This is a genomic window from Nonomuraea sp. N2-4H (genome assembly GCF_045291505.1).
Classification (GTDB): domain Bacteria; phylum Actinomycetota; class Actinomycetes; order Streptosporangiales; family Streptosporangiaceae; genus Nonomuraea; species Nonomuraea fastidiosa.
In genome coordinates this window covers 6592491-6604913 of sequence record NZ_CP147987.1, presented here as the reverse complement: position 1 = coordinate 6604913, position 12423 = coordinate 6592491, and the positions used below count along the sequence as shown (strand labels likewise).

7 protein-coding genes and 1 pseudogene are annotated in these 12423 nt (G+C 71.6%); 3 read left to right on the top strand and 5 right to left on the bottom strand.

Features of this window, described 5'->3' with window-relative positions; translation table 11 throughout:
* Window positions 1–167 precede the first annotated feature (167 nt).
* Window positions 168–1052: a glycosyltransferase gene (locus WBK31_RS30145; RefSeq protein ID WP_364060081.1), complete on the top strand. Its 885-nt coding sequence runs from the start codon at window positions 168–170 to the stop codon at window positions 1050–1052.
* A 132-nt stretch (window positions 1053–1184) separates the two neighbouring features.
* Here the strand turns inward: WBK31_RS30145 and WBK31_RS30140 are convergent, their stop codons facing one another.
* The 5 genes from WBK31_RS30140 to WBK31_RS30120 form a co-directional block, all read right to left on the bottom strand.
* Window positions 1185–1898 carry an acetoacetate decarboxylase family protein gene (locus WBK31_RS30140; RefSeq protein ID WP_364060084.1) on the bottom strand — a complete coding sequence of 238 codons (714 nt, stop codon included), beginning with the start codon at window positions 1896–1898 and terminating at the stop codon, window positions 1185–1187.
* 177 nt (window positions 1899–2075) lie between these two features.
* Window positions 2076–3107, bottom strand: coding sequence for a glycosyltransferase (locus WBK31_RS30135; protein WP_364060087.1), 1032 nt, complete (start codon window positions 3105–3107; stop codon window positions 2076–2078).
* A 56-nt stretch (window positions 3108–3163) separates the two neighbouring features.
* Window positions 3164–5365 (bottom strand): acyltransferase family protein, encoded by a 2202-nt coding sequence (locus WBK31_RS30130; protein WP_406673527.1) that lies wholly within the window; start codon window positions 5363–5365, stop codon window positions 3164–3166.
* Window positions 5366–5626: 261 nt separating this feature from the next.
* Window positions 5627–7273, bottom strand: coding sequence for an LCP family protein (locus WBK31_RS30125; protein WP_378786317.1), 1647 nt, complete (start codon window positions 7271–7273; stop codon window positions 5627–5629).
* Between the two features lie 163 nt (window positions 7274–7436).
* Window positions 7437–8846, bottom strand: coding sequence for a hypothetical protein (locus WBK31_RS30120; RefSeq protein WP_364060096.1), 1410 nt, complete (start codon window positions 8844–8846; stop codon window positions 7437–7439).
* Window positions 8847–9211: 365 nt separating this feature from the next.
* Between WBK31_RS30120 and WBK31_RS30115 the strand changes: the two genes are divergently transcribed.
* Both WBK31_RS30115 and WBK31_RS30110 read left to right on the top strand, forming a co-directional pair.
* Window positions 9212–11392: a hypothetical protein gene (locus WBK31_RS30115; protein WP_406673526.1), complete on the top strand. Its 2181-nt coding sequence runs from the start codon at window positions 9212–9214 to the stop codon at window positions 11390–11392.
* A 100-nt stretch (window positions 11393–11492) separates the two neighbouring features.
* Window positions 11493–12422, top strand: a pseudogene (locus WBK31_RS30110) (glycosyltransferase family 2 protein).
* Window position 12423 lies beyond the last annotated feature (1 nt).

Below are 12423 nucleotides of genomic sequence, written 5' to 3'. Positions count from 1 at the left end.
CTCGGGCGTCTTGTCCGTCGTATTGATCGGACGTCCGCGGTTCGGTGGGGGTTCACTGTCGGTTCCGATACGCTTAGCTTCACCATCCAGACCATGCAGACCAGCAGACTCGGTGATCATGAAAGAATGCTCCGCTCGTGTTCTCAACGCGTCAGGACAGTGATTCGTTGAAGATCTCGTGCGTCATCCTCACCATGGGCAACCGGGTCGCGGAGCTGAACCGGGCGGTCGAGTCCGCGCTCAACCAGGTCGACGGAGACGTCGAGGTGGTGATCGTAGGCAACGGAGCCGACGTGCCGGAGTTGTCGGCGACGCCACCCGAGGGTTCGGCCGCGGTCGTGAAGTCCATCCGGCTCGAACACAACACCGGCATTCCCGCCGGCCGCAACCGGGGCGTCGAGGAGTGCTCCGGTGACGTCGTGCTGTTCCTCGACGACGACGGCTGGTACGCCGACCAGAAGGTCGTCTCCCACGTGCGCGACCGCTTCGCCACCGAGCCCGACCTGGCCGTCATCAGCTTCCGGGTGATGGACCCCGACGGCGGCATCGGCCAGCGCCGCCACGTGCCGCGCCTGCGCGCGGGCGACCCGCAGCGCTCGTCCCCGGTCACCACGTTCCTGGGCGGCGCGTCCGCGGTCAGGCGCTCGGCCTTCCTCCAGGTCGGCGGGCTGCCCGAGCGGTTCTTCTACGCCCACGAGGAGACCGACCTGGCCTGGCGGCTGCTGGGCGAGGGCTACCGCATCGAATACGACGCCGAGACGGTGATGTACCACCCGCAGGTGCCGCCCACCAGGCACGCGGAGTTCTACCGCCTCAACGCCCGCAACCGCGTCTGGCTGGCCCGGCGCAACCTGCCGTGGCCGCTCGCGGTCATCTACCTCCTCAACTGGGTGGTGCTCACGCTGGTGCGCGAGCGCGGCTCGTCGGGCGCGCTCAAGGCGTGGTTCGGCGGCTTCATCGAGGGGCTGCGCACTCCGGCGGGCGAGCGGCGTCCCATGGCGTGGCGCACCGCGTGGCGGATGGTCAAGCTCGGCCGCCCGCCGATCGTCTGACCGCCGCCGACCCGCAGCTGATCGGGCAGGCCCGCTGCGGGCCTGCCGCACGGCTCGCCCGGCCGGCCCGCCGCACAGCTCGGGGCCTGCCCGCACAGCTTGCGGGCCTGCCTCATAGCTTGCGGGCCCGCCTCAGAGTTCGCGGGCCTCGCCGAAGCACATCGCGGCGTGCGCGACCGTCGTGCTGAACATCGCCCGCTTGGGCAGCCCCAGCTCGCTCAGCTCCTTGGCGACGGGATGGTTGCCGAGGCGAATCAGCGCGCCGCTGGGCCGCATCCTGGCGCCGCGCACCCGTACGGTCCACGGCACCACCCGCGTCACCCCGTCACAGTGCGTGTACGCGTCGAGCGGCGCCATCACGCCCGCCCCCGGCACCGGCACACCCGGCTTGATCAGCATGTCGAGCACCAGCCGCCCGTCCTTGCGCAGAACGCACCGCTTGTACGGCGACGCCAGCCGCAGCTCGATGTCGGCCAGCTCCTTCGGGAACCCCCACAGCGACCGCCCGGCCTCCAGCGTGAACCCCTGGTCCACCGGCAGCCAGTGCACGAACACCCCCGCGTGCCGCAGCTCACCCGGCCCCACGGACGCGGGCGCGCCGGGCCTGCGCACCAGGAAGGCCATGCCGAACTCGTGGTAGGTGTCGAGGTCGCCGTCGCGGTAGTCGACGAACACCAGCAGGCAGGCGGCCTTGCCGGGCAGCACCTCGGTGACGTCGAGCCCGGAGTAGGCGATCACCGCTCGCGCGGCGTCGGCACGCACAGGGTAGAGGGCACTGCACACCTCGGCGTCCCTCACCCGCACGGGCATGTCCACCGTCCGGCCCTGGATCAGATGCGATGCCATGAGTCCAGTACATCAACCGCCCCGCTCCGTGGCCATTCCCACCGCCGCTGGTTGCGGCTGTGTCGGGGGAAAGGGGGCCGACCTGCCGGGGTCAGGTGATGGCGGCCGTGTCGGAGGGAAGGGGGGCGACCTGCCGGCCAGGTGGTGGTGGCCGTGTCGGGGAGGGAGGCGGACCGGTCAGGGGCGGGTGGCGTCCGGCTTGCGCCGGAGCCGCGTGAGCGTCGGCCGTGCCGGGGCGGGGGCGGGCTGGACGGCCGGGGCGTGGGTGGTGGCGCCGGCCCACGACTCGGCGCGGCGGACGAAGGCGGGCGCGTGATCGGGCCAGTGGTGGTTCAGCCGGGCCTGCGCGTGCCCCTCTTTGCCCAGCCGCACCCGCAGCTCCGGGTCCTCTTTCAGATCCAGTACGGCGTTCAGCACCGCGTCCACGTCCAGCGGCACCACCATCCCGCACCCGGCCGCCTCGACCGGCCCCGCGCCCTGCGGTGTGGTGACCACGGGCAGCCCACGACCCATGTAGTCGAGGATCTTGGTGGGTACGGCGGTCACCGACGAGTCGGCCAGGGACAGGCCCGCCAGCGCGCCCTCGGACATGCGCAGGGCGTGCCGGAGCGGCACGTAGCCGTACCAGTCGAGCAGGCCGACCCGTTGCGCGTCGCGCAGCAGCGGCCGCACGCCGGGTGCGGCGGCCCCGATGAGATCGACCCGGATGCCGTGCGGCACCAGGCGCTCGGCCAGCCCGATCAGCTCCATCACGCCGCGCTCGACCGACAGGCGGCCGATGTGCACGACCCTGGTGTCGCCTGGCGGGAGCGGCGCGGGGGACACCAGTGTCGCCTCCGGCACCTCGGCCGGCGTGATCACCTGATGGCGCCGCCGCGCGCGGTCCAGCCGCTTGGGCGCGACCTGCTCGCGGACGTCCCAGACGACCGGAGGACGCCGGTGCGGCAGCGCGCGCAGTAGCCGGTGCTCGTGCACGATCAGCAGGTCGGCGCCGCGCAGGGCGCGCCTGAGCGCGGCCCTGACCCGGCCCGGGGAGGCGAGGTGCGCCACGTCCACCGCGCTCAGCTCGACGGCGGGCGTCACGTTGAAGTGAGTGAACGGTGCCACATAGGTCACCTCGTGGCCCGCGTCGAGCAACGCCCGGATCTGGCGGTGCATGATCCGGGCGTCCTCGGGATGGTGGACGGTCGTGGCGACACATGCACGCATGGATCGATGCTCCGCGCCCGTCCGGTCAACGGCGTTAATGCGAAAGGAACGGTCGCTTAACTTCGCGAAGGCCGGCGATAGAGCCAGGTGAGGCGCGGCTCCAGCATCCACTTGAAGAGCGTGCGGGTCTGCGGCAGGCACAGAATGATCGCCAGCAGGAAGCCGCACGACGAGATGGCCAGCACGCCCAGCGGACCGTACAGCCACGGCACCGACAGCCAGCCCATCTCCTTGGCGATCAGCACCGGGACGCCGTGGAGGAGGTAGCAGTAGAGCGTGCGGGTGCCGAGGTCGGTGTACCAGGTCTCCTTCCTGGGCACCAGCGCCAGGATCGCGAAGCACATCGCCAGCGCGCAGATCAGCAGGCCCGTGCGCACGCCCAGGCCCATCCACCAGGACACGTGGAGGTCCTGGTAGCTGTTCTTGTAGTAGAACGGGCCGAGCGGCGCCTTGGGCGCGATGAGGATCGCCACCGCCGCCGCGCCCAGGATGGTGAAGACCGCGACCACCTTGATCCACGTGCGGTTGAGCATGTCGAAGTGCTCGGGCTGCAGGACCAAACCGATGACGAAGAACGGCAGCAGGCCGAAGAAGCGGTCCATGCTGAAGTCGCCCGAGATCTGCGAGAACCCGGCGAACAGGTAGATCGCGATCGCCACCGGCACCGGGTACCTCATCCGCTTCCACACCGGTGTGGACAGCCGCCAGAACAGCAGCGCCAGCAGGTACCAGTTGAGCCAGGCCGGGTCGATGATCGTCAGGCTCCACTTCTGGCCCAGCGCGAAGCGCAGCGCGGCGTAGCCGACCTCGACGATCACGTACGGGATGAGGAACGTGTCGACGAGCTTGTTGGTCTTCGCGTTGGAGTTCCAGAAGTTCCTGGACAGGAAGCCGCTGATCACTACGAACAGCGGCATGTGGAAGGTGTAGATGAAGATGTAGGCCGCGCGCGCCGAGTCCGCCGACAGCGTCGGCACCAGCGAGTGGCCGATCGGCACCAGCGCGATCAGGAGGAACTTGACGTTGTCGAGGAACGGGTCGCGCTTGCGCTTCGGCCGCTCGGGCTGCTGCTGCGGCTCGGGCCGCTCCTGCGTACGCGTGCCCGTGCCCGCCGCCGCTGCGTCCTGCGATCCCCTGCGCCGCTGACCGCCGGTCGCGGCCTGGCCGGCCTGTCGTGCCGCCGGCTGCCCGGCCTCCTGAGCCGCCGCCGGGGCCGTCGCTCGTGCGACGGGCTCCTCGGCCGCCCTCCTGGCCCGCCTGCCCTCGGGGGCGGCGGCACGGGCCTGCGCCCGCGCGTCACCCGCCTCCGGAGCCCGGCCACGGCCCTGGGTACGCGCGTCGGCGGTCTCCGCGGCCCGGCCACGGCCCTGGCGGGCGTCACTGACCTCCGGAGCCCGGCCACGGCCCTGAGGACGTGCCTCGCCGGCCTCCGGGCTCCGGCCGTGAGCCGGGGAACGCTGCGCGCCGCCCTCAGCACGCCGGTCACGGGAGACCGGCTGCCCGGCATCGCCACGGCGACCGCCGGCGACAAGCCGCCCCGGCTCGCCGCCACGCCCGTTGGCCACGGACCGTCCGGTCTCAGCGCTGCGGCCGTCAGCGGCCGGCTGCCCGGCCTCGGCACCGCGGCCGCCGGCCACAGGCCGTCCAGTCTCGGCGGCGCGCCTGTTGGCGGCCTGCTGCCCGGTCTCACCGCCGCGCCCGTTGGCGGCCGGCTGCCCGGCGGCCTCCGGAGAGCGGCTCTGGAAGTGCGAGCGTCCCGCGTCCCGGCCGTCGCCGAACGGCTGACCGTCCTCGGCGTGGCGGCCACGCGAGAACGCGTGTCCGGCGTCGGAGCGGCGCCCGTTGGAGAGTGCGGCGTCCGGCGCCGCGCTGCCGAAGTACGGGTGCACGGCCTCGGAGCCGCGGTCGCCGGAGCGGGTGCTACCGGCGGCCGAGCCGCGGTCACCAGCGCCGGAGTGGCGGCCGTCGGCGTGCGGGTGTCCGGCGTCGGAGCCGGGGCCGTCGGCGTGCGGGTGGCCGGCGTCGGAGTGGCGGCCGTCGGTGTACGGGTGCCCGGCCTCCGCGTGCCGGCCGTTGGAGCGCGATCGTCCTGACTCCGCGTCGCGGGCGCGCGAGCGCCCGGCCTCGGGGCTGGTGCCGCGAGGCCGGGGCTCGGGAGCCGGGTCCTCCGGTGTGACGGCCGGCTGGGGCTGCGTCAGCTCGCCTGGCGCCACACCGTGCGGGTCGGTGGACTCGCTCCAGAAGGTCTCTTCCGGCATCGGCCAACGGGCTCCCGTGTTGGCAGGTCCCTCCTCATCGGGACGCCGGGGGGTCGTGGCCGGTCGGGAGGATCTGGTGTCAGACACAGAAGGAAGTCGCTCAGCTTCGCTCGGGGCCGGGGAACACGACGGCAGCGCGGTCATGGACCGTACACGGCCCGTTTCGCGCTGCGTCGCCGACCCGCAACAGCCTAGCCCGCCTCAGGAGTCCTGTCTCTCGTAGAGGGCCGGAACGAGACGTTACACAGCGAACTTGGAGCCTCAGGTGCACACGTTCTTCTGCTCTGACGCGGTGATGGTGCTGTTCTTGACGCTGTCGGGCAGCTTGGTGACCTTGACCGACTCGAAGTCCTCGCCCACCACGAGCTGCATCACCGGGGTGCCCTTGGCGGGCGCTCCGGCGGTGGTCGTGGTGGCCGCCGAGGTGTACGGCTGCGCCCCGGCCGCCTTCACCTTGCCGGCGGCGGTCTGCGGCTTGGGCAGGACGGCTCCGGCGAGCGTGTCGGCGTAGTCGGACCCGGTGGCGGCCGTCTTGGCGTAGTGGATCTCGGTCTTGGCCAGGCTCGCGCCGCCGGGGGCCTCGTAGTTGCCCAGGCCCACGACGTTGAAGCCCTGCTTGGCCAGCATGTCGGCGACCTCGCGGGCCTTGCCGACGGTCTTGGTGCCGTTGAGCACCTGGACGCGCACCTGCTCCGGCTTGATCTTCGCCTTCGGCTTGGCGGCCGTCTGGGTGCCCGTCTCGGCCGGCTTGGTGACCTCGGTGTCGGTCTTGATCGCGGTGAACAGCTCGTTGGCGTCGGGCTGTTTCCAGACCACCCGGTTCGGGTCGTCGGGGTCGGGCAGCCAGGGCACCGTGGTGAACTGCACACCGTTGGCCGTCATCTTCTTGGCGCTCATCGCGATCTCGATGAGCCGTTCGGTGTCGTTGGCCAGCTCGGGGTCCATGGTGACGGAGCTGGCGGCGGCGGCGATGAAGTCGCGCAGCCGGCCCACGTCGGTCAGCAGCTCGCTGCTGGTGGCCTTGGCGACGACCTTGCTGAGGAAGATCTGCTGGCGCTTGATGCGCTGGATGTCGCTGCCGTCGCCGTACTTGCGCAGGCGTACGTAGCCGAGCGCCTTCTCACCGTCGAGCAGGCTCTTGCCGGGCGGCAGCACCAGCTTGGACGCCTTGTCGTTGACGCCGGACTTCAGGCAGATCTCGATGCCGCCGAGCGCGTCGACGATGTTCTTGAAGCCGCTGAAGTCGACCTCGACGAAGTGGTTGATGCGGATGCCGGTGAGCGTTTCGAGTGTGGAGATCGTGCAGGCGATGCCGCCCGTGTTGTACGCCGAATTGATCATGTCGCGGCGCGGCGGCATCTCCTGCTTGGTGGTCTCGTTCTTGCACTTGGGGATCTGCACCATGGAGTCGCGCGGGAAGCTGATCAGCCGCGCCTTGTCCCGGTCGGGGGACAGGTGCAGGAGAATGATCGTGTCGGTGCGCTTGCCGCCCGCGTCGGAGGTGCGGGCCATCTTCTGTCCGTATTTCGCGTTGCCGGCCCCCGCCCGCGTGTCGGAGCCGACGAGCAGCACGTTGAGCGCGCCGGTGTCGGGCGGTCGCGGGTTGATGATGTCTTCTTTGACGCTCTTTTCGTTGATGTTGCCGAAGGCGTCGCGGTAGGCGGTGTACGCGGTGAGCGCGCCCGCCACCATGGCCGTGGTGACGCCGACGCTGACCCACGCCAGCACGCGCATCTTGGTCTGGCCGCCGCCCGAGCCGCCGGAACGGTGGCCGCGCGGGGGACGGTCGTCGGGCGGTGGCGGCGGTGCGGCCGCCGCTCTGCGCGCCATCCGGCTGCCCGGCTGCGTGGGGGCGGATCGTCGGCCGTGTGCGGAATCGACTACCGGCACGCTCCTGTAGTCAGTCATACGCCCCCCGACCTCACTCCTTGCGCCGCCGGTTCGGCCGCTTCGCGCCACGAGACTAGGTCACGTACGGCGTGCCACGGGCCATGAACGTGGGGAACGGCCGTGACCCGGGCGTGATGTTTCCGCGGCACAGCATACTCAGAGCCGGACATTTGGTGGAATATCATCGCCAAACTCTTTCTCCGCGACCAGGTCGTCCTCGCTCGTCGCGTCGTCGTTCGCGTCGTCTCACCTCCGCGGGCCCGATGGCGAGGGCCGCCGCCAGGCAGGCCACCGGTACGGCCGGCAGCACGTACCGGTAGTCGAACTCGGCGGCCGCGGCCGGTGTGATCAGCAGCACGACGGCCACCGACCAGGGCACCAGCCAGGCCGGAGGCGCCGCGAGGTGCCTGCCCGCGCGCCTGCGGGCGATCACCGCCACCGGTGGCACGAGCAGGATCGCCAGCAGCAGCGATCCGGGCAGGCGTGCCACGCTCTGGTAAGCCCGAAGCCAACCGGCATACGGCTCGACGATCTCCGTACCGATCGCACCCTGCTCGTAGAGCTTGGCATACTCGGCGCCCACCTGTGCGGGATAGCGGCCAGGCGGGCCCGGCCGCTCGGCAGGGAACTGGTAGTAGCCGTAGATCTCGGCGTCGGGGTAGATCGGCCGGTCCCAGCGGAACGTACGGGCCAGCTCCGCCAGCATCGACTTCGCGTAATCGAGCGGCTGCGAGGTGATCGCGAGCATCGCGAACCTCGCCGCGAGGTCGTCGGTCTCCTTCGTGAACGTGATGCCGGGACGCCGCACCAGCGGGGAGTCCTGGGCCCAGATGTACTCCTGCGACGGCGGCCGCTGGTCAGGCGGGCGCGGGTCGCACAGCTCCCTGAGGTCGGGCGGCGGGTCCATCTCGGCGCAGTCGGCGAACGACATCGTGCGGGCGTACAGGAACACTCCGTTCGCACCTATCAGGCCCACCCGCTGGTAGGTGGCGTAGAACCAGGCGCCGTACGCGATGACCGGCACCAGCGCCGCGGCCAGCAGCACCCCGGCGGGCTTGATCCGCCCGCGCAGCAGGAACCAGGCCGCCAGTACCACGATGAGCGGCTGCCCGACGGTCCTCGTCAGCGTGGCGGCGGCGAGCAGCAGCCCGATGCCCGCAAGCGTGAGCGCCGCCGGCCGCGTCCGCACGGCCAGCACCACCGCGCTCGCCACGAGGAACATGAACAGCGTGTCCGAGACGAGCAGGTGCTCCAGCTCGATCTGGTACGCGTCCAGCAGCACCGGTACCGTCGCCAGCGTCGCCACCCACCTGGGTGCGCGGCGGGCCGCCCGGTAGATCAGCACGCCCGTCGCGAGGCCCAGCAGGTGCTGCGCCGCCGTCACCGCGCCGAACGCGTGCAGCGGCTCCAGCAGCTTGAGGAACATCGAGTAGCCGGCCGGGCGCACCAGGTCGGGGCGGGGCCTGAAGACGGTGACGATGTAGGTGTAGGAGTCGGGGAACCACAGGGCGGGGCGGTAGCCGAGCATCGCGAGCGCCCGAAGCACCGCACCGAGCCCCAGCACCAGCAGGAACCATCGGTGCCGCCGCACCCGGTCCCGCACCCCGGCCGCCTGCCGCCTCCTGCCCCGGCCGGGGCTTTCGGCCTCGGCGGGCTTTCCGGCCTCAGTGGGCTTTCCGGCCTCGGCGTGCTCTCCGGCCTCGGCGGGCTCTCCGGACCGCCTGAGCCGTCCCGGAGTCGCGGGTTTTGCGGCGTCTCCGAGATCCGCTGCGTCGGCGGGCTCCCCGGGCCTTCCGGCGTGCGCTTCCGCCATCACCCGCTGGTCCTCCCCATTTCCGGCACGTCGCGTACGCTACCGGCGTTCTCGACCTGCCCGAGCCTCCGGCCCGTCCCGAGCGCCTCTACGGCCGCCCGCGGCCACGGCAGGTCCGCGGGGTTGGATACGCTCGGTCTCCGATGGAACACGATCATCGTCCCGGCCGGTGGCTCGCCACGCTGTCGGTGCTGCCCGCGCTGGCCGTGGCGGGCTGGCTGCTCGCCGGGTTCCCGCTGCTGCTGCTCGGCTGGTTCACGCCGGTCCCCGTCACGATCCTCGGCGTGGCCGCGGCGGCGCTGCTGTGCTGGGCGGGCACCCGCGGCCTGCGGGCCGGGGCGGCCGGGGTTCCGGTCCGGGACGGCGGACCCGAGAGCCCGGTTCAGGAGAGCGAACCCAACGGTCCGGTCCGGGACGGCGAGCCCGAGAGCACGGCACGGGACCGCAGGCCGAAGAGCCTCGTCCAGGACGAGCCCGACGGCTGGGGGCTGCGGGCGGCCTGGTGGCAGCTCTTCGGAGTCGTGGGCGTGGCGCTGGCCTCCGGGATCTTCAACGCGCTCCTGCACTCGGAGCAGCTCGCCGTCAGGCGAGACCCGGCCACCTACGCCCAGTACGCCGCCTGGATCGCCGGCCACGGCTCGCTGCCGATCCCGGTGCACCCCGAGGCGTTCGGCGGCCCGGACCCTGGCCTGGAGTTCGACAGCGTCGGGTTCTACGCCGTGGACGGCGGGGTGCTGCCGCAGTTCATGCCGGGCCCGCCGATGCTGTTCGCGATCGGCGACTGGCTGGGCGCGCCGTTCATGATGCCCGTGGTGCTAGGCGCGCTCGCGGTGCTCACGCTGGGCGGCGTGGTGGCGCGGCTGGCCGGGGCGCGCTGGGCCGTGGTCGCGGCCACGGCGTTCGCGATCTGCATGCCGGTCCTGTACACCTCGCGGACCACGTTCAGCGAGATCCCGTCGATGATCCTGCTGTTCGGCGGGCTGGCGCTGGCCTATGACGCGCTGGCGGGCACCGCGCTCACGGGAGCCGGCGACGGCCGGCCGAACCGGCTGAAGGCGCTGCTCGCCGGGCTGGTGTTCGGGCTCGCGGTGCTGGTCAGGATCGACGGGCTGCGCGACGCGCTGCCGGTGCTCGCCTTCGCCGGGCTGCTGATCGCGCTGCGCAGGCTGGGCCGCCCGGTGGGCCGCCTCGGGCCGCCGCTGCTCGCGGGGCTGGTGGCCGGCGCCGGTGTCGGGCTCGCGGCGGCGTACCTGCTGGCCAGGCCGTACCTGGAGTATCTGTCGGGCTCGGTGCGGCCGCTGCTGCTCATCAGCGCCGCCGTCCTCGTGCTGACCGCCGCGGGCACGGCCGCCGCCCCCGTGCTTGCCCGCCTCCGCATGCCCCGGTGGGTGCCGAGGACCGGCGCGGTGCTGACCGTGCTGCTCATGGTGGCCCTGTACGCCCGCCCGTGGTACCAGACGGTCACCAGGCAGCCGTCGAACCCGGACGACTGGCGCACGTACGAGATGATCCGGCAGATCCAGCGCGCCAACGGCCTGCCGGAGGACGGCACCCGCCTGTACTTCGAGAATTCCCTGCACTGGGTCACCTGGTACCTCGGCCCCGCCACGCTGGCGCTGGCCACGATCGCCGCCGCGCTCCTCGTGCGCCGCCTGCTGCGCGACGGCTCGTCGTTCGCCTGGCTGCTGCCGCTCGCGGTGGTGGGCTGGACGACGGTCACCACGCTGCTGCGGCCGGAGATCACCCCCGACCACCCGTGGGCCGCCCGCCGCCTGGTGCCGGTGGTGATCCCGGGGGTGATCCTGCTGGCCGCGTACGGGCTGACCCGGCTGCGGCGGCTGATGGACCGGCACGGCCCGCTGGTGCTCAAGTGGGGCACGGTGATGGCGGTGCTGCTGGTGCTCGCGCCGCCCGCGGTGACGTCGATCGGCACCGCGTTCACGCCGGTCGAGCGCGGCGAGGCGGCGGCGATCGAGGCGATGTGCGCGCGCCTCCCCGAGCGGGCGTCGGTGCTGTTCGTCGAGCGGGTGACCGGTGACAGGTTCGTTCAGGTCGTACGGGGGATGTGCGACCGGCCGGCGGCGAGGGTGAAGCGGCGGGGCGGCGACGTCGCGCCGCAGAGCGAGGTGCGCCGCCAGATCGAGCGGGTGCGCGCGGCGGGCCGGGTGCCGGTGCTGATGGGGGCCGAGGAGCCGCAGGTCTCGCCGTACGGACCGGCCACGCAGGTGATGCGGCTGGTCACGCGGCAGGACGAGCGGTCGCTCACTGAAGCTCCCAATGCCACTTGGTCGCTGAGAATCAACGTCTGGATGACCGTGGCCTGACCAAGATGAGTCACACTGGGAGGAGAAGTCCCGCAAGCCGGGGTCCCCGCTGGGGCGATGTGCACTCGCCTTCCAGCCGGGCAGAGTAACCTCGACCCCCGTGAGCACGCCAGAGACCCCCAAGAGTGGAACCGCCGTGGAAGAAGCGCCGTACGTCACGATCGTCCTGCCCTGCTACAACGAGCAGGACCACGTCATCGACGAGGTGGAGCGCATCACCAAGGCGATGGACTCGAGCGGCTACACGTACGAGCTCGTCGCCATCGACGACTGCTCCACCGACGAGACTCTGGCGCGGCTGAAGGAGGCCGCACCCGACTATCCGCACCTGCGCGTGCGCGCCTTCCACCGCAACGGCGGCTCCGGCACCGTGCGGCGCATCGGCACGCAGGAGGCCAGGGGCGAGATCGTGGTGTGGACCGACGCCGACATGTCCTACGCCAACGAGCGCATCCCCGAGCTGGTGCAGATTTTGGAGAAGGACCCGTCGATCGACCAGGTGGTCGGGGCGCGCACCAGCGAGGAGGGCTCACACAAGCTGCTGCGCGTGCCAGGCCAAGTGGGTGATCCGCAAGATCGCGGAGATGCTGGCGGGCCAGAAGATCCCCGACCTCAACTCCGGCCTGCGGGCCTTCCGCAAAGAGGTGGCGCGGCCCTACCTGCGGCTGCTGCCCCCGGGTTCTCGTGCGTCACGACGATCACGCTGTCGTTCCTGATGAACCAGCACGACATCTACTACCTGCCGACCGAATACTCCAAGCGGGCCGGCAAGTCGAAGTTCAGCTTCGTCTCCGACGCCTACCGCTACATCCTCCAGGTGCTGCGGATGATCATGTACTTCAACCCGCTCAAGGTGCTCATGCCGCCGGCGCTGTGGCTGGTCGGCATCGGGTTCGTCAAGGGCGTCTGGGACATGATCCAGCACCCGTTCTACTTCCCCGCCAACACCGTCATGATCTTCCTTTCGGGCATGCTGATCGGGTCCGTGGCGCTGCTCGCCGACCTGATCGTGCGCTCGCGGGGCGAGTGAC